Genomic DNA, 17,404 nt, shown 5'->3' with positions numbered 1-17,404 from the left:
CCGCTCACCATGGCATCCATCCAGAGCACACGCCGGCCGAAGGCCATCAGGGGAACGCGCGGCCGGGGCATCGCCCTGCACGCCGTCCTGGTCGTCGGACTCGTCCTCTCGGCCTTCCCGTTCTACTGGGCCGTGATCATGTCGACGCACACGTCGAGCGAGATCTTCTCCTACCCGCCGAAGCTGCTGCCCGGCACGCACTTCCTCGAGAACGCCCGCAGTCTCTTCGACACCGTCGACTTCTTCGGGTCGATGCTCAACTCGCTGCTGGTGGCGGGGTCGGTGACCTTCCTGGTCCTGCTCTTCGACTCGCTGGCGGCCTTCGTCTTCGCCAAGTTCGCGTTCCCGGGCCGCCGGGTGCTGTTCGCGCTGCTGATGGTCATCTTCATGGTGCCGGCGCAGCTCGCGGCCATCCCCCAGTTCGTGATCATGGCGAAGCTCGGCTGGATCGGCTCGATGACCTCGCTGATCGTGCCGGCGGCGGCCAACGCGTTCGGCATCTTCTGGATGCGCCAGTACATGCGGGGCGCCATCCACGACGAGCTGCTCGACGCCTCGCGTATCGACGGCGCGAGCTTCCTGCGCCAGTACTGGCACGTGGCCCTCCCGGTCGTCCGGCCGGGCCTCGCCTTCCTCGGCATCTTCACCTTCATGGGCCAGTGGAACGACTACGCCTGGCCGCTGATCGCCCTCACCAACCCGGACAACGTCACCCTTCAGGTGGCGCTGTCCCAGCTCAACGGCACCCATGGCACGACCGACTACGGCATGGTCATGACCGGCGCACTGCTCGCGCTGGTCCCCCTCCTGATCGTGTTCGCGATCGGCGCCCGCCAGATCATCGGGGACCTCGCCAAGGGAGCCATCAAGTGACCGACCCCCTGCTGGCGCTGCGCCCCTGGGACGCGCCGGAGGTCACCTCCTGGGGACGGTTGCCCATGAACGCCGTCGACCGGCGCGCCGGAGCACACTCCCTGGACGGCGGCTGGCGCTTCCAGCTGCTGTCCGCTCCGCACGCGCCGGTCGGCGGTGCCTGGTCGACCGCGACCGTCCCCGGGGCCTGGACGATGCAGGACACCGACGACCTGCCGCGGTACCTGAACGTCCGGATGCCGTTCGCCGAGTTCCCGCCGAGGTCACCGGCCGAGGACAACCCCACGGGGGTGTACGAGCGGGAGATCGACGTCCCCGCCGGCTGGGCCGGCCGGCGGATCGTGCTCCAGGTCGGGGCCGCCGAGAGCGTGCTGCTGGTGCACGTGGACGGGCGGCCCGTCGGCGTGTCCAAGGACTCCCACCTGGCCGCCGAGTTCGAGCTGACGGAGTTCGTGCGTCCCGGCGGGCGGGCCGTACTGCGGCTGACCGTCGTCAAGTGGTCGGACGCCTCGCACCTCGAGGACCAGGACCACTGGTGGCACGGCGGGATCACCCGCTCGGTGCTGCTGTACGCCACCGACCCGCTGTATCTGGCCGACGTCGACGTACGGGCCGGGCGGGACGGGGAGCTGCGGGTCGACTGCCGGGTGCGGGACACGGGCGGGGCCCTGCCCGCGGGGTGGTACCTCGACGGGGAGCTGGACGGGCTGGCGCTCGCCCAGGACACCGCGTTCGACCGGGAGAACGCCGAGGACGAGCGGGTCTCCGCCTTCCTCGGCGAGGCACGGCTGCGCACCCGCGTGCCCGAGGTACGGCCCTGGACCGCGGAGACGCCCGAGCTGTACGGGCTGACGGTCCGGCTGCACCGCGCCGACGGCACGGTGGCCGACACCTCACGGCACCGGATCGGCTTCCGGGACGTCGCGGTCGTCGGCCGGGACCTGCTGGTCAACGGCGAGCGCGTCTACATCCGGGGCGTGAACCGGCACGACTTCCATCCGCTGACCGGGCGGACGGTGACCTACGACGACCTGCGCGCGGATCTGGTGCTGCTGAAGCGGTTCGGCTTCAACGCGATCCGCACCGCGCACTACCCGGGCGACCCCGCGCTGTACGACCTGGCCGACGAGCTGGGCTTCTACGTCGTCGACGAGGCGGACATCGAGTCCCACGACCACGCGCACGAGATCGCCGACGACCCCCGTCATCTGAACGCGTTCGTGGACCGGGTCTCGCGCATGGTGCTGCGGGACAAGAACCGCCCCTCGGTCGTCATCTGGTCGCTGGGCAACGAGTCGGACTACGGGGCGAACCACGACGCGGCCGCCGGCTGGGTGCGCCGGCACGATCCGAGCAGGCCGCTCCAGTACGAGGGCGCCGCCAAGCGCGGCTGGGCGGACCCGGAGGTCGCCTCCGACATCGCCTGCCCCATGTACGCGCCGCTCGAGGAGTGCGTCGCGCACGCGCTGTCCGGGAAGCAGACCAAGCCGCTCATCCAGTGCGAGTACTCCCACGCGATGGGCAACAGCAACGGCACGCTGGCCGACCACTGGGCTGCCATCGAGGCAACCCCGGGGCTTCAGGGCGGGTTCATCTGGGAGTTCTGGGACCACGGGATCCTCCAGAGCGTGAACGACGGAAGACCGGTCGGGCGTGGGGGCGCCGGGCTCTACGACAACGGTGTCGCCGCGCCCGGGTACCGGTGGGCGTACGGCGGCGACTTCGGCGAGAAGGACCATGACGGCGCGTTCGTCGCGGACGGCGTGGTCTTCCCCGACCGCACCCCCAAGCCCGTGATGTACGAACACCGGGAACTCGCGGCGCCGCTGCGACTGGAGCTGTTCCGGCACGAGGGTCTGGTCGTCTCCAACCACCAGCACTTCCGGGGTCTGGACTGGCTCAGGGGCACCTGGGAGCTGGTGCTGGCGGACGGCCGTACGCTGACCGCCGCCGCCGAACTCCCCGCGCTGCTGCCCGGGGAGACGGCCGTGGTGCCGTTTCCGCTCGCGTTGCCGCCGGACGGCGGCGAGGCCTGGCTGACGCTGCGCGTGACGACCGCGGAGGATCTGGCGTGGGCGCCGCGCGGCACGGAGGTGTGCACACCGCAGGTGCTGCTGCGGGCGGGCGCGCAGGCGCCGGAAGCGGCGGTGAGGGAACCCGCGGCGACGGGGCCGGCGGTGACGAGGCCGGTCGAGGCCGACGCCGACGGGCTGCTGGTCCATCCGCTGCTGACCGTCGCTCCCACGCTGTCGCTGTGGCGGGCGCCCACCGACAACGACGAACTGGGCGGCATGGCGCCGCGCTGGCGGGCCTGGGGGCTGGATTCGCTGGTGCGCAAGGTCGTCTCGGTGCGGCGCGAGGGCCCCTCGGTGACCGTTCTCGCCGAGTACGCGGGGACCACCGGCGTGGTCCGGCACCGGCAGGTCCTCACCCCCGTCGAGGGGGGCGTCCGGATCGACGAACAGGCCGAACTGCCCGCGGAGTTCGACGACGTGGCCCGGGTCGGGACGGTGTTCGAGACGGTCGCGGGGCTGGATCTGCTGGAGTGGTTCGGGCAGGGGCCCTGGGAGTCGTACCCCGACCGCAGCGGGGGCGCGCCGGTGGGTCATCACGCCCTTCCCGTCGACGCGTTGTTCACCCCGTATCTGCGCCCGCAGGAGAGCGGCGGCCGGCACGGCGTGCGGCACTTCACGCTCTCCGCGTCCGACGCCACCGGTCTCGCGGTGGCGCTGGACGAGCCGCGGCAGGTGTCCGTCACCCGGTACCGCGCCGAGGACCTGACCGCCGTCGCCCACCACGACGAGCTGGTGCCGCGCGCCGGATGCGTGGTGCACCTCGACGCGGCCCACCGGGGCCTGGGCACGGCCTCGTGCGGCCCCGACACCTTCCCCTCCTACCTCGTCGCACCGGGCGTCCACCGCTGGAGCTGGACCCTGCGCGTGCTGTGACCGCTTCCCCCTCACCGCTTCCCCCGCACCACTGCCCTCTCACCACTTCCCCCGCACCACCTCCCCGCACCACCTCCCCGCACCGACTTCCCCAGAGCTTCCTACGGAGCACACGTGTGCACTTCGCATGCCCATGACCCGGGCGAGGCCGCGCAGGCCGGTGCCGGACGCCGCGGTTTCCTGCGGGCCACCGCGCTGCTGGGCGCCGCCGCCACCGCCACGGTCGCACTGCCGGCCGCCGCCGAGGCGGCCCCCGCCCGGTGGCGCCCCGATCCCGACAGCCGTCGCTTCACGCTCGCCGTGATGCCCGACACGCAGTACCTCTTCGACGGGCCGAGCATCGACAAGGCACCCGTCGAGGCGTCGCTGCGCTATCTGCTGGAGCATGGGGGCGAGAACGCCGAGAACATCGTGTTCCTGTCCCACCTCGGCGACCTCACGCAGAACGGCGCCGCCGCCGAGTTCGAGGCGGTCGGCGAGGCGTTCGCGCTGCTGGACCGGCGCGGGGCGGGCTACAGCGTGCTGGCCGGCAACCACGACGTGCGGTCGTCGACGACCGACCAGCGCGGCGCGTCGGCCTACCTGGACACCTTCGGCCCGCAGCGGCTGCGAGGCGGAGCCACGTTCGGCGGGTCCTCCCCGGACGGCTACAACACCTTCCACCTGTTCCGGGCGGCCGGGCGCTCCTGGATGGTGCTGGCGCTGGACTGGCGGCTGTCGGACCAGGGGTACGCGTGGGCGCACGACGTCCTGGCCCGGCATCCGCACACGCCCGTCGTCCTCACCACGCACGAACTCGTCGCCGGGGACGACTCCCTGTCGGCGTACGGGCAGCAGCTGTGGGACCGGCTGATCGCGGACCACGACCAGATCTTCCTCACCCTCAACGGCCACTACTGGCCCGCCGGGCGGGCGACCCGCAGGAACACGGCGGGACATGACGTCCACCTGCACCTGACGAACTACCAGAACCGGTACTTCGGCGGCGCGGCGATGATCCGCCTGTACCGCTTCGACCTCGACCGGAACGTCATCGATGTCGAGACGGTCTCGCCGTGGATCCTCGGCCGGGCCGCGAAGGGGCTCAACGAGCTGGAGCGGCGGGAGAGCGAACTCAGCGGTGACGCCGACCGGTTCACCGTCGACATCGACTTCGCCGAGCGCTTCTCCGGCTTCGACCCGGTGCCGGCGCGCCCCGCCCGGCCCGCGTCGAAGGTCGTCGTCCCGGGCACGGCGGCGTACTGGCGGTTCGACTCCGCGGTCTCCTCCGGCACGGTCCGCGATCTGTCCGGGCGGGGCAACGACCTCACCGTCGTCACGGTCGGCGGCGGCGCGCTGGGCTGGTCGCCGGATCACCACCCCGACCAGCCGGGCCACGGGAGCCTGGAGTTCCAGGGGTTCAAGTCGCCGCTGAAGGGGGCGTACCTGCGCACGGTCGACGGAGCGCCGCTCAACTCCGCGACGTTCGAGTCCGGTTACACCATCGAGGCGTTCTACCGCCTCCCCGCCGACTGGGACCCCGCGCACCACGCCTGGTCGGGACTGATCGGCCGCACGGGCACGGGCGGCGCCGCCGGCCGGACCGGGGACGACCCCGACGAGCCCCTCGCCACGCTCTCCCTGTCCAACGACCGCGAGCCGCAGTGGGCGATGCGCCCGCTGAACCAGCAGGGCATCGCGACCAACTGGGGCCAGGAGACGCCGCTGGAGACCTGGTGGCACCTCGCGGTCGTCAACGACGGCAGGCACACCACGCTCTACGTCGAGGGCTGCCCGGTCGTGCGCAACCCGAAGGCCGCCTCGGTCGGCATCACCTCGGTCGGACTGCCGTGGCTGCTCGGCGGCTACGAGTACGGCGGCACGATCGACCAGATCCTGCACGGCCGCCTCGGCGACGTCCGCATCGTCGCCCGCGCGTTGCCCGTGACCTCTTTCATGAACCACTGACCCCCGTTCCGAGGATCATCGTGACCGAGCAGCAGCTGCCCGTCTGGGCCGACCCCTCCGTCTCCCCCGCCGACCTCGACGACCAGGGCGTGTCGAGGCGCGGACTCCTGCGCCGCGCGGGCCTGTTCGGGGCCGCGTTCGCCCTGGGCGGGGCGGCCGCCCCGGCCGTCGCCGCCACCGGCCGGGGGTACGGCGGGGAGGACCCGTGCCTCGCCTACCTCGTCGGCGACCACCACATCCACTCCGTCTACAGCCACGACGCGAAGTACACCTTCTCCCAGCAGGCCCGAGCCGCCGCCCGGTACGGCCTGGACTGGATGGTGTTCAACGAGCACTCCAACTTCGGGCACGCCTCCTACGGTGCCGCCCTGGAGCACCGGGAGATCGTCCGGGCCCGCGCCGAGAACCCCCGCCAGCTGATCTTCCAGGGCCTGGAGTGGTACATCCCGGCCGCCGAGCACTGCACGGTGTTCGCCGCACCCGGCCCGCACGAGACGGACCTGCTGACGCGGTTCGAGCTGGCCTACGACGGCAAGCTGCTCGGCTACACCGAGGGTTCCGCCGGCGCGGCCGACACCGCCCGCAACGAGGCGCACGCCGTCAAGGCGATCGAGTGGCTGGCCGAGCAGCGCCGTACCGGGTACGTCGACGACGTCCTCGTCCTCGCCAACCACCCGCTGCGCCTCGGTATCGACTCGCCGCACGAGATGCGCAACTGGCGGGACGCGGCCCCCGAGATCATGATCGGCATGGAGGGCGCGCCCGGCGCCCAAGGCGCCGCGATCCCCGGCCGGCGGGGCAGCACGTCCGTCCGGGGCGAGTACGAGAACAAGCCGTCCGCCCAGTCGTACGCGGGCTATCCGGCGGACGCCTACGTCACGTACGGCGGTTTCGACTGGGCGACCGCGACCGTCGGCGGCCTGTGGGACTCGATGCTGGCGGAGGGCCGGCTGTTCTCGGTCACCACGAACTCCGACAACCACCGGACCGTCTTCGACACCTGGAAGAACGGAGACTGGCCGGCCGGGCAGAACTTCGACAACACCGGCAGGCTGCCGGATCCGGTGAACACCGACACCCCGCAGCCGGGCAGCGACTTCTGGCCGGGGCAGTTCAGCCGCACTCATGTGGGTGTGACCCGCTACGGCTACCGGGCGGTGATGACGGGGCTGCGCGAGGGCCGGGTCTGGGTCGACCACGGGCATCTTCTCGACGGGCTGGAGGTACGGCTGCGGCGGGAGCACGGCAGCGGACGGGGCGTCACGCTCGGCGGCCGGCTCCGGGTGCGCAGGGGCGAGAAGCTCACCCTGGAGATCACCGTCACCAGTGCCTCCCGCCCCAACCCGCAGGGGATCCTGCCGCGGTTGGCGCACGTGGACGTGATCCGGGGCGCGGTGCGAGGTCCCGTCTCCGACCGGGACGCCTGGAAGGCTCCGGACACCGAGGTCGCCTGGTCCAAGGACGTGAGCGGCCGGAAAGGGACGTACACCCTGCGCGTCCCGGTGACGGTCGGCGCGGAGTCCTTCTACGTCCGGCTGCGCGGCAGCGACGGCAACAGGCACGGAGCCGGTTACCTGGGCGCTTCCGTGGACCCGCACGGCCCGATCCCCCACGCCCCGGGCGACGGCGACCCGTGGGCCGACACGTGGTTCTACTCGAACCCGATCTTCGTGGACGTCGTGCGCTGAGAGCGCCTCCGAAAGGGGCGCGGGGAACTGCGCGACCAGCCACCACGGTGGCGCGGTTCCCCACGGCATCGGCCCCTGCGGCGTCAGGGGCGGAGCCTCACGCGTAGAAACGCGAAAGGCTCTGCAGTACCGCCGCCGGCTTGGCGCCCCCCTCGATCTCGATCGCCCCGTCGACGGTGATCTGCACCCCTCCCGGCACGTCCTCGACCTCGGTCAGCCTGCCGACCAGACGGATCCGGGAGCCGACCTTCACCGGCGAGGGGAAACGGACCTTGTTCAGGCCGTAGTTGACCTTCGTCGTCACGCCCTGGACGTCCAGGAGTTCGGTGAACAGCGGGATGAAGAGGGAGAGGGTCAGGTAGCCGTGGGCGATGGGGGCGCCGAAGGGGCCGGCGGCGGCGCGCTCGGGGTCCACGTGGATCCACTGGTGGTCGCCGGTCGCGTCGGCGAAGGTGTCGATGCGTTCCTGGGTGACCTCGATCCAGTCGCTGGTGCCGAGATCGCTGCCCGCGAGCTTCTTCAGCTCGTCCAGGCCGTTGACGGTGACGCTCATGTGGTTGCCTTTGCTACGAGTCGGAGCCGAAGCGCTTGCGCACCCGGGCTTTGAGGAGCTTTCCGGAGGCGGTACGCGGCAGTTCGTCCGCGATCACCACCGACTTGGGGATCTTGTACTTGGCCAGCCGGCCGGCGAGGGACGCCAGCACCTCGGCGGAATCCAGCGAGGCGCCCTCGCGGGGCACGACGACCGCGCGCGGCACCTCGCCCCACTTGTCGTCGGCGACGCCGATCACCGCGCACTCGACGATGTCGGGGTGGGCGAGCAGAAGGTCCTCGATCTCGGCGGGGTAGACGTTCTCCCCACCGGAGATGATCATGTCCTTGATGCGGTCGACGATGTACACATAGCCGTCCTCGTCGACTCTCGCCGCGTCCCCGCTGCGGAACCAGCCGTCGGCGAAGGAGGCGGCCGTCTCCTCGGGGAGCCCCCAGTAGCCGGGCATGACGTGCGGCCCGCGCACCACCACCTCGCCGGTCTCGCCCGGCTCCACCGGTGCGAGGTCGGGGCGCAGGACGCGTACGTCGCTGAAGAAGTGCGGCACGCCGGCCGAACCCGCCTTGCCGCTCGCGTGCTCGGCGTCCAGGAAGAGAGTGCCGGGGGACGCCTCGGTCATGCCGTAGCCCTGGAGGAAGGTGAGTCCGCGTTCCTGGTAGGCGGCGATCAGCGGGGTGGGGACCGGGGAGCCGCCGCAGGTCAGGATGCGCAGGCTGGAGAGGTCGGCGCCGGCCCAGCGCGGATGCCGGGCGATCTGGTCGAACATGGTCGGCACCCCGAACATGAAGGTGATCCGGTGCCGGGCGATCAGGTCGAAGGTGGCCTCCGGCTCGAAGGCCTCCACCAGGACGCAGGTGCCGCCCTTGAGGAACACCGGCAGCGTCAGCATGTTCAGGCCGGCCGTGTGGAACAGCGGCGCCGACACCAGGGCCCGTTCGTCGGCGATCAGGTCGGTGTCGACGAGGACGTTGACCGCGTTCCAGGTGAGGTTGCCGTGCGTGAGCATGGCGCCCTTGGGCCGGCCGGTGGTGCCCGAGGTGTACATGATGATGCAGGTGTCGTCGGGCGTGACGGGCTCGTCGATCGGCTCGTCCGGGGCCTCCGCCAGCGCCGCCTCGTACTCGGCGCCGACCTCGACGTAGGTCCGCACGTCCGTGCTGCCGGGCAGGCCCGCGACCAGTCCTGTGTGGGAGGGGCCGTAGACGAGGGCCTTGGCGCCGGAGTCGGCGAGCTGATAGGCGATCTCAGGGCCCGCGAGGCGGGTGTTGAGCGGCACGAAGACCGCGCCGAGCGTGCCGGCCGCGAACAGGGTCTCCAGGTAGGAGGGGTGGTTCGGGCCGAGGTAGGCGATCCGGTCGCCGCGCCGGACGCCCCGGGCGCGTAGCGCGTGGGCCAGCCGCGTGACGCGGGCGTACAGGGTGCCGTAGTCCGTCGGCCGCTCGCCGTGGACCAGGGCGGTGCGGTGCGGGGTCTTGCGGGCCCGGCGTGCGGGCCAGGAACCCAGTCCCTCGTTGCGCATCGGCTACGCCCCTTACGGTGTGGTGAGCCCGAGCAGTCGGGCGGCGTTCTCCTTGAGGATCTTCGGCTTCACGTCGTCCTTGATCGTCAGCTTGTCGAAGTCGGCGAGCCAGCGGTCGGGGGTGAGGACGGGGAAGTCGGAGCCGAAGAGGACCTTGTCCTTCAGCAGCGTGTTGGCGTACTGCACGAGCTGCGGCGGGAAGTACTTCGGCGACCAGCCGGACAGGTCGATGTGCACGCCCGGCTTGTGCGTGGCGACGGCCAGGGCCTCGTCCTGCCAGGGGAAGGACGGGTGCGCCAGGATGATCTTGAGGTGCGGGAAGTCGGCCGCCACGTCGTCCACGTGCAGCGGGTTGGAGTACTTGAGACGGATGCCGCCGCCGCCCGGGACGCCGGCTCCGATGCCCGTCTGGCCGGTGTGGAACAGGGCGACGGTGCCCGTCTCCTCGATGACCTCGTACAGGGCGTACGCCACCGCGCGGTCGTTGGGGAAGAAGCCCTGGATGCTGGGGTGGAACTTGAAGCCCTTCACCCCGTACTCCTCGACCAGGCGGCGGGCCTGCCGTACGCCCGCCCTCCCCCGGAAGGGGTCGACGGAGGCGAAGGGGATGAGGACGTCCGGGTGGGCGGCCGCCGACTCGGCGACCTCCTCGTTGGGGACGGGGGCCGTGCCGGTGGCGGACTCGGCGTCCACCGTGAAGATCACGGCGGCCATCCTCCGCTCGCGGTAGTAGGCGGCCGTCTCCTCGATGGTGGGCTTCCGCTTTCCCTGCACCTTGAAGTAGGCGGAGGACGCTTCGTGCAGGTCGTCGTCCAGGGAGGAGTGGCCCCGGGAGGACACCTCCGCGTGGGTGTGGACGTCGATCGCGACCAGCTCGTTCAGGTCCATCACGCCTCCGGGAACACGGGCGCCGGGATGCCGACCGACTGGAGTTCGGCGCCGACGGACGTCGGGAAGGCGTCGGCCAGGGTGTCGGGGGTCCAGCCGCCGTCGGCGTAGGCCGCGCGGATCTCCTGCGGATGCGACCAGAGTGCCACCTTGTCACCGCCGATGCCGATGGCCTGGCCGGTGATCCGGCGGGCGGCCTCGGAGGCCAGGAACGGCACCAGGGCCGCGCAGTCCTCGGGGGTGCCGAATCCCTCGCCCTTGCGCAGGAAGTCCGGCAGCGGCTCACCGGCGCGCAGGGCCTCGACGTACGGCGCGAAGCCGGGGATCGTCTCGGTCATGGCGGTCGCGGCGACCGGGACGATCGCGTTCACCGTGATGCCCGCGCGGCCCAGCTCCATCGACCAGGTGCGGGCGAAGGCGGCGATGCCCGCCTTGGCGGCGGCGTAGTTCGTCTGGCCGAAGTTGCCGCGCTGCCCGGCCGGGGAGCCGACCAGGATCAGGGTGCCGCCCTCGCCCTGCTCGCGCATCCGTACGGCGGCGGCGCGGGCGCAGGTGAAGGTGCCCTTGAGGTGGGTGGTGATCACGGCGTCGAAGTCGTCGTCGGTCATCTTCCAGAGCACCTTGTCGCGCAGGATGCCGGCGTTGGTGACCAGGATGTCGAGCCGCCCGAACTCCTCGACGGCGCGGCCGACCAGCCGGTCGGCGGCCTCGGCGGTGCCGACCGGGACGACCTCGGCGACGGCGGTGCCGCCGGCCTCGGTGATCGACTTCACGGCCGCGTCGGCCACCGCCTCGTCGATGTCGTTGACCACCACACGGGCGCCGTGGGCGGCCAGGGCCTGGGCGTACGCGAGGCCGAGGCCCCGGCCGCTGCCGGTGACGACGGCGACCTTGCCGGTGAGATCGATGCTGGGCACGAGCGGGTCCCTTCACGAGGAGCCACGACCACGACAGGGGTGGCGGTGGGGTGCGGCTGCGAGAGCGAAGCCGAGATCGAAGCTAAGAGCAATAATTGTTGTCGTCAATAGTTGTTGTGCACCGAGGGGTGCGTCATGCTGGAATCCGTACGACGTAACCGCTCCCGCGAGGGGGCCGAGACCAGGGAGCCCGCCATCGCCCGCCAGGACAACGCCGTGAACGCCGCCCCGATCGACGGGAACGAACCGTGGATGCGCGGACTGCACGCGGACACCGGCTACCTGCTCTACCGGCTGGGCCTGCGCTCGGGGCAGTTGTTCAACACGTTCCTCCAGGAGTCGGGACTGCGGCTGCGCCACTACGCCGTGCTGCGGTTCCTGGCCACCGCCGAGGGCGCCCTCCAGCGGGAACTGAGCACCCGGCTCGGCTACGATCCCAGCGCGATCGTCGGCCTGGTCGACGACCTGGAGAAGCTGGGCCTCGCCGAGCGCCGCCCGGCACCGGACGACCGCCGCAGCCGGATCGTGGTCCTCACCGGGGACGGCCGGGCGTTCCTGCGCGGCACCGACGAGGCGGGTCTGCGCGTGACCAACGACCTGCTCGCCCCGCTGGACCCGGCCGACCGCGAGACGCTGCACGCACTGCTGCTGCGGGTCGCCCAGGACGGGCTCGCCTGATGCCGTGAGGAGCACTCCGTGGACCCCCTGGACCGTACGGGCCGCACGGACCCGGGCGCCCTCGCCATGACCTCCCGGTCCGCGCCCGACCGGCTGCTGGCCGTGCTCGCCGCGTTCGACCACACGCATCCGGCGCTGTCCCTGACCGACATCAGCAGGCGGGCCGGGCTCACCCTCACCACCGCGCACCGGCTGGTGGGCGCGCTGACCGAGTGGGGCGCGCTGGAACGGGACGGCTCCGGGACGTACCACGTGGGGCTGCGGCTGTGGGAGGTCGCCGCCCTCGCGCCGCGCGGCCTGGCCCTGCGGCAGATCGCGCTGCCGTATCTGGAGGACCTGTACGAGGCCACGCACGAGAACGTGCAGCTCGCGGTCCGCGACGGGACCGAGGTCGTCTACACCGAGTGGCTCTCCGGACGGTCGGCGGTCGGCGTCCACATCCGCGTCGGCGCCCGCTGGCCCCTGCATGTCACGGGTGTGGGCCTGGCACTCCTCGCCCACGGCGGCCCCGAGCTCCAGGAGAGCTACTGCGCCGGACCGTTGGCGTCCTACACCGCCCACACCCTCACCGATCCGTCCCGGTTGCGCCGGGTCCTGGCCGAAGTGCGGCGCACGGGCGTGGCGGTGAGCAGCCGTCAGGTCACCGACGACGCCCTGTCGGTGGCCGCACCGGTCCGCGGCCCCGGCGGCGCGGTGGTCGCCGCGGTGTCGGTCGTCGTCCCCCGGGCCGACGCCCAGGTACCCGTCCTGGCCCCGGCGGTACGGCTCGCCGCACGGGGTATCTCACGGGCGCTGGGGTGGCGGCCGGAGGGGCGGGAGTGAGCCTGCGGGAGTGAGGGGCGGGCACTCCCGGATTCCCCGGGGGACGGTCCGGCGGACGGCCCGGCCCGGCAGGCCGCCGTGAAGGGGAAGTCCCCGCGCCGTGGGGCTCCGGCGCGGGGACGTCTCGGTGGGGGCGACGCGCTCACCGGCCCACGGGAGGGGCGGCGGCGGTCGCCTCGCCCAGGCGATCACCTCCCTCAGGCAGCCGCCTCGCCCAGGCGATCACCTCCCTCAGACAGCCGCCTCGCCCAGGCGATCACCTCCCTCGGCGGCCACGTCGCGCAGGCAGCCGCCTCGGTCGGCGGTCACGCTCAGGCGGCCGCCTCGCTCAGCAGTCGTTCGTCGCGGTGCGCCCCTCGAAGCGGTCGGTGAGCCAGGTGACCGTGTCGCGCACGGCGAGGGAGTCCCCGAGCAGATGGTCGGCCGCGTACGCGGTCCACTCGGTCGGGATCCCCGCCGCGCAGTAGGCCTGCCGGTTGGCGCGGGCGGTCTCGGCCGGGATGACCTCGTCGAGCAGCCCTCGGTACTGCAACACGGGGAAACCGATCTCGTGGCGCGCGCCGGAGCCGGGACGGCCCACGCCGACACCGAGCCGGTTGGCGTCGGCGACCTCGCTCCACGTCGTCCCGTCCGGGGCCTTCAGGGCGTAGATCTGGTCGAGCGTCAGCCGGTCCTTGGTGTAGTCGGTGAAGCGCGCGCCCGCGAAACGGGTGACCGTGCCCACCGCGCACAGCGACTCGGCGTCCCGGACGGCCTCGCGGCCCCGGTCGTTGAGCAGTTCGTCGAAGGGCAGGCCCGGGTGGGTGGAGGCCAGCCCGATCACCGCGTCCACCAGGAACCCGGCGAACATCCCGCCGTCGAGGTTGGCGGCGACCTGTTTCAGATCGGCGGGCGCCGCGCCGGCCGCCACGCCGACGACGTCCAGCTCGGGGGCGTAGGACGCGGCGAGCTGCCCGGCCCACAGGCTGCCGGCCCCGCCCTCGGAGTACCCCCAGATCCCGACCGGCGCGCCCGCGCCCACCCCGCCGCCCGGGAGGTCCGGCGCGGCCCGGACGATGTCGAGGACGGCGTGCCCCGCGTCGGCTCCGACGACGTACGGATGGACCTGGCCGTCGAGGTATCCGGCACCGTCGGTGACGGCGACGGCGTACCCGGCGTCGAGCAGGGCCGCGAGGTTGGCGCCCTCGTAGGCGTCCTGGTACTCCCCGGCGAGCTGCTTGGAGAAGGCGCACTGGGGACCGATGCCGAGGGTGCCCGGCACGAAGGCGACCACCGGCCGCTTCCCCGGCCCGGTCCACGGCGTGAGCGGCTCGATCACGGTCCCGGCGACGACGGCCGGCCGCCCCCGGCCGTCCGTCGACCCGTACCGCAGCTTCCACGCCCGGTACGGCGTGGAGGTCACGACCATGGGCAGCGAACCGACCTCGCGGCAGGCGATCACGTCGCCCGGCGCGGCCGGCGCACCGTCCGGCGGCCGGTAGATGTCGGCGTCGGCGGCGGCACACACGCCCGGCGTCGCGGCCCGTGCGGCGGCGGGCGCGGCGATTCCCGCGCCCGCCAGGGCGCAGACGGCGGCGAGCGCGACGCGCCCGATGGCGGCTCTTCCTGAAGCGGATCGCCCTGACACGACTCGCCCTGAGCTGGATGGCTTCACTTCGGAAACGTCCCTTTCCGTGGGGTGAACGGGAACATGCGGCAGAGCAGGCCGTGAGGTTACGGAGCCGTAGGTAAGCGCTGATAGTTAAAGGACGACGAACCGGGCGGTTCGGCTCTGCGCTCCCGTGACTAGCCCAGGGACGCGGGCCCACCGGGCGGTGACGGCGGACGTGCCCTCCCACCAGGCAGGACGAGGGCCGGCCCGTCCTCACGGAAATCTCAGGCTGCGGCCCGGCCATTCAAAGGAACGCCCCAGGTGCGGAGCGCAGGATGCAGGCACAAAGGTGGACATCTCAGAAAGGCCTGGCGTGGGCGTCTCGCACATATCGAACCGGTCCGAGCAGCAGTCGCAGGGGTGGTCCCGGCGCGGGGTCCTGGCCGCACTCGGTGCCGCCGTACCGGCCGTGGCGCTGACCGGGTGCAGTTCCGGGGCGGCCGACGCCTCGGAGCAGACGGGCACGACGGCGTCCGGCGCGGCGAAGGCCTCCGCGGCCGCCAGAAAGCCGGTGATCTCGGTCTCGCCCGCCGACGGCACGAAGAAGGCCGCCTTCACCAGTCCCGTCACGGTCACGGTGACCGACGGCACCCTCGCCTCCGTCGAGGTGACCGGCAACGACGGCTCCACGCTGGAGGGCACCCTCGACGCCGCGAAGACGACCTGGACGTCGACCACGCACCCGTACTCCGGGACCAAGTACACGGTCACCGCACGGGCGGCGGGCGCGGACGTGGCGCAGACCACCACCTTCGTCACCAAGGCGCCCGGCGAGACCTTCGTCGGCTACTTCACCCCGGAGGCGAACTCCACCTCCGGCGTCGGCATGCCCGTGTCGATCGACTTCACGCACGCCGTGTCCGACCGGGCCGCCGTCGAGAAGGCGATCACGGTGACGGCGGAGCCGGCCGTGGAAATCGTCGGGCACTGGTTCAGCGACACCCGGCTGGACTTCCGGCCCGAGACGTACTGGGCGGCCGGCACAACGGTCACGCTGAGCCTGCGGCTGAAGGACGTCGAGGGGACGGACGGCGTCTACGGCACCCAGTCGAAGGACGTCACCTTCCACATCGGCCGTGAGCAGATCAGCACCGTCGACCTGTCGGCCAAGCGGATGGTGGTGCGCCGGGACGGCGCGACGCTCGCCACCTACCCGGTCTCCGGCGGCTCCGCGGAGCACACCACCTGGTCCGGGATCATGGTGATCAGCGAACGGTTCGAGGAGACCCGCATGGAGTCCTCCACCGTCGGCCTCGGCGACGAGTACGACATCTCCGACGTGCCGCACGCCCAGCGGCTGACCACCTCCGGCACCTTCATCCACGGCAACTACTGGGCCTCGACCTCGGTGTTCGGCAGCCAGAACACCAGCCACGGCTGTGTCGGCCTGCACGACGCCAAGGGCGCGAACGACTCCTCGGTACCGGGCTACAAGTTCTACGCCGCCTCGATGCTGGGGGACGTGGTCGTCGTGAAGAACTCGGGCGAGCGGACCGTCGACCCGGCCAACGGCCTCAACGGCTGGAACCTCTCCTGGGCCGACTGGAAGGCGGGCAGCGCGCTCTAGGGAGCGTCTCCCCGAACTTCGAGGGCTCGTGACGCGCCGTCCGCACTCGCCTCCGTCTGGGAGCGAAGGTGTGAGGGCGGTACGATTCAATTCACCTGCTGCATAGGGGGTTCCGCATGGACGGCTGGCTCTGGCTGCTGATCCCAGCGGTGATCATCGGTGGGGGACGGATCGCAGAAGCCGCTCGGAGCGCGCTGAAGACCCGGCACAAGCGCAAGCTGGAGCTGATCAAAGCCACCGAGCGGCAACAACAGGCACTGGTCGCCGCGAACCAACCACCGGAGCCGGTGTGCGGCTGCACCCACCACCTTGCCAAGCACGACAAGGCCGGTGCCTGCCATGAGACCGTCGCGACGCCGACGCTGTGGGACGCCGACCGGAAGCCGCTCCAGTACGAATCCCGGCCGTGCAACTGCCAGCAGTACGTCGGCCCGGAACCGCTCAGCCTGGTGTTCGCCCCGGAGATCACCGACCCGCGCTGAGACGGAGGCCCGGGCCTCGAAGAGCAGGTTGCCCGGGCCGACCGCCACGGCAGAAGGACCTTCAGAACTGGGTCAGCGCCCCCGTCGTCTGCACCTTTCGCTCAGCCCGCCGAAAGACCCGACGGCCGAAGAGGAGGAAGCCCAGCGAGGTCACCACCAGCGCGGTCACCTCGTAGGGCATCGGGACCAGCGTCCGTGTGTCCAGGGTCAGACAGCGCATGAGGTCCAGGGACCAGGTCGAGGGCAGCACGTACGTCAGCCAGCGCACGGGCTCGGGCAGCACCGTGAGCGGGAAGGCAACCCCGGAGAACGCGGCCACCAGGCCGGTGAGCGGGTCGAGCAGGGGCCCGGGGCGGCGCAGCACCAGCGCGGCGGCGGCCGCGAGATAGCCGAAGCCGCAATTGCCGACCAGCAGCGCCCCGGCGACCGGCACGCTCAGAAGCACACCGGTGGGATCGTAGTCGGCACCGAGCACACCGATGGCGAAGGCGAGCAGCAGCGCGCTCGCCGCCGCCGTGAAGATCGTTCCCGCCCCCACCGCGCCGAGGACGAACGCCTCGCGCGAGGCCGGACTGGCCCAGGAGTGCTCCAGGGCCCCGGTCTGCCGGTCGGACTGGAGCATCCCCGACACACCTCGCACCGCACCCGTCAGCACGGAAGCCACCAGGACCCCGAGGCCGACCCATGCCGCGAGATCCTCGGTGCCGACCATGCGGGTGAGGCCGACCGCAGAGCTGTCCACCATGAAGGCCGTCCCCAGAAGCAGGGTGGGGATCGCCATCTCGTAGAGCGGAGTCAGCAGGACCAAGTTGATCATGCTCAGTGGATAGCGCCATTGGACGCGGAGCTCGCGCAGCACCACTGCGCCGGA

Annotated in this window: 14 protein-coding genes; 8 read left to right on the top strand and 6 right to left on the bottom strand. The window is 71.9% G+C overall.

Translation table 11 applies throughout. The features are described 5' to 3' along the window. The first annotated feature begins 9 nt into the window (after positions 1 to 9). The 4 genes from IE275_RS34330 to IE275_RS34315 all read left to right on the top strand — a co-directional run bounded on the left by IE275_RS34330 (position 10) and on the right by IE275_RS34315 (position 7,456). Positions 10 to 873, top strand: a complete 864-nt coding sequence (locus IE275_RS34330; protein ID WP_189716491.1) for a carbohydrate ABC transporter permease — start codon at positions 10 to 12, stop codon at positions 871 to 873. After that, a complete protein-coding gene (locus IE275_RS34325) occupies positions 870 to 3,821 on the top strand; it encodes a glycoside hydrolase family 2 TIM barrel-domain containing protein (protein ID WP_189716489.1) in 2,952 nt (983 codons plus the stop codon). The genes IE275_RS34330 and IE275_RS34325 overlap by 4 nt, the downstream gene beginning before the upstream one ends. A 114-nt stretch (positions 3,822 to 3,935) precedes the next feature. Next, positions 3,936 to 5,768 carry a LamG-like jellyroll fold domain-containing protein gene (locus tag IE275_RS34320; protein ID WP_189716487.1) on the top strand — a complete coding sequence of 611 codons (1,833 nt, stop codon included), beginning with the start codon at positions 3,936 to 3,938 and terminating at the stop codon, positions 5,766 to 5,768. 20 nt (positions 5,769 to 5,788) lie between these two features. Then, the gene (locus tag IE275_RS34315; protein ID WP_189716485.1) at positions 5,789 to 7,456 is read left to right on the top strand and encodes a PHP domain-containing protein; all 1,668 of its coding nucleotides are present in this window, start codon (positions 5,789 to 5,791) and stop codon (positions 7,454 to 7,456) included. 97 nt (positions 7,457 to 7,553) lie between these two features. Here IE275_RS34315 and IE275_RS34310 read toward each other — a convergent pair whose 3' ends face one another. Genes IE275_RS34310 through IE275_RS34295 form a run of 4 tightly spaced genes read right to left on the bottom strand, consistent with a single transcriptional unit; the run spans position 7,554 to position 11,333 of the window. Continuing rightward, on the bottom strand, positions 7,554 to 8,009 hold the full coding sequence (locus tag IE275_RS34310) for a MaoC family dehydratase (RefSeq protein ID WP_189716483.1): 456 nt from the start codon (positions 8,007 to 8,009) through the stop codon (positions 7,554 to 7,556). 13 nt (positions 8,010 to 8,022) lie between these two features. Further along, positions 8,023 to 9,528, bottom strand: coding sequence for an acyl-CoA synthetase (locus IE275_RS34305; RefSeq protein WP_189716481.1), 1,506 nt, complete (start codon positions 9,526 to 9,528; stop codon positions 8,023 to 8,025). A gap of 12 nt (positions 9,529 to 9,540) precedes the next feature. After that, complete coding sequence (locus tag IE275_RS34300) at positions 9,541 to 10,416, bottom strand: amidohydrolase family protein (protein WP_189716479.1); 876 nt, start codon at positions 10,414 to 10,416, stop codon at positions 9,541 to 9,543. Beyond that, a complete protein-coding gene (locus IE275_RS34295; RefSeq protein WP_308435730.1) occupies positions 10,416 to 11,333 on the bottom strand; it encodes an SDR family NAD(P)-dependent oxidoreductase in 918 nt (305 codons plus the stop codon). The genes IE275_RS34300 and IE275_RS34295 overlap by 1 nt, the downstream gene beginning before the upstream one ends. 135 nt (positions 11,334 to 11,468) lie before the next feature. On the opposite strand from IE275_RS34295, the gene IE275_RS34290 reads away from it, so the two are divergent. Further along, positions 11,469 to 12,011, top strand: coding sequence for a MarR family winged helix-turn-helix transcriptional regulator (locus IE275_RS34290; protein ID WP_373299347.1), 543 nt, complete (start codon positions 11,469 to 11,471; stop codon positions 12,009 to 12,011). 66 nt (positions 12,012 to 12,077) lie between these two features. Next, complete coding sequence (locus IE275_RS34285; RefSeq protein ID WP_189716615.1) at positions 12,078 to 12,833, top strand: IclR family transcriptional regulator; 756 nt, start codon at positions 12,078 to 12,080, stop codon at positions 12,831 to 12,833. Between the two features lie 328 nt (positions 12,834 to 13,161). Here the strand turns inward: IE275_RS34285 and IE275_RS34280 are convergent, their stop codons facing one another. Then, entirely contained in the window at positions 13,162 to 14,460 is a 1,299-nt protein-coding gene (locus IE275_RS34280; protein ID WP_229870886.1) for a lipase family protein, read from the bottom strand. A 337-nt stretch (positions 14,461 to 14,797) separates the two neighbouring features. Here IE275_RS34280 and IE275_RS34275 point away from each other — a divergent pair, with 337 nt between their 5' ends. Further along, a complete protein-coding gene (locus tag IE275_RS34275; RefSeq protein ID WP_189716477.1) occupies positions 14,798 to 16,051 on the top strand; it encodes a L,D-transpeptidase in 1,254 nt (417 codons plus the stop codon). A 116-nt stretch (positions 16,052 to 16,167) separates the two neighbouring features. After that, positions 16,168 to 16,533, top strand: coding sequence for a hypothetical protein (locus tag IE275_RS34270; RefSeq protein ID WP_189716475.1), 366 nt, complete (start codon positions 16,168 to 16,170; stop codon positions 16,531 to 16,533). Positions 16,534 to 16,594: 61 nt separating this feature from the next. Here IE275_RS34270 and IE275_RS34265 read toward each other — a convergent pair whose 3' ends face one another. Further along, positions 16,595 to 17,392: an ABC transporter permease gene (locus tag IE275_RS34265; RefSeq protein WP_268255321.1), complete on the bottom strand. Its 798-nt coding sequence runs from the start codon at positions 17,390 to 17,392 to the stop codon at positions 16,595 to 16,597. Positions 17,393 to 17,404 lie beyond the last annotated feature (12 nt).

Source organism: Streptomyces phaeofaciens, assembly GCF_014648915.1.
Classification (GTDB): domain Bacteria; phylum Actinomycetota; class Actinomycetes; order Streptomycetales; family Streptomycetaceae; genus Streptomyces; species Streptomyces phaeofaciens.
This window is presented reverse-complemented; position numbering and strand designations above follow the sequence as displayed.

What these genes read in the sequence shown, in the direction of transcription:
- IE275_RS34330 (WP_189716491.1), top strand. Translation starts at nt 10, where the DNA reads ATGGCATCCATCCAGAGCACACGCCGGCCGAAGGCCATCAGGGGAACG.
- IE275_RS34310 (WP_189716483.1), bottom strand. Translation starts at nt 8,009, where the DNA reads ATGAGCGTCACCGTCAACGGCCTGGACGAGCTGAAGAAGCTCGCGGGC.
- IE275_RS34305 (WP_189716481.1), bottom strand. Translation starts at nt 9,528, where the DNA reads ATGCGCAACGAGGGACTGGGTTCCTGGCCCGCACGCCGGGCCCGCAAG.
- IE275_RS34300 (WP_189716479.1), bottom strand. Translation starts at nt 10,416, where the DNA reads ATGGACCTGAACGAGCTGGTCGCGATCGACGTCCACACCCACGCGGAG.
- IE275_RS34290 (WP_373299347.1), top strand. Translation starts at nt 11,469, where the DNA reads ATGCTGGAATCCGTACGACGTAACCGCTCCCGCGAGGGGGCCGAGACC.
- IE275_RS34285 (WP_189716615.1), top strand. Translation starts at nt 12,078, where the DNA reads ATGACCTCCCGGTCCGCGCCCGACCGGCTGCTGGCCGTGCTCGCCGCG.
- IE275_RS34270 (WP_189716475.1), top strand. Translation starts at nt 16,168, where the DNA reads ATGGACGGCTGGCTCTGGCTGCTGATCCCAGCGGTGATCATCGGTGGG.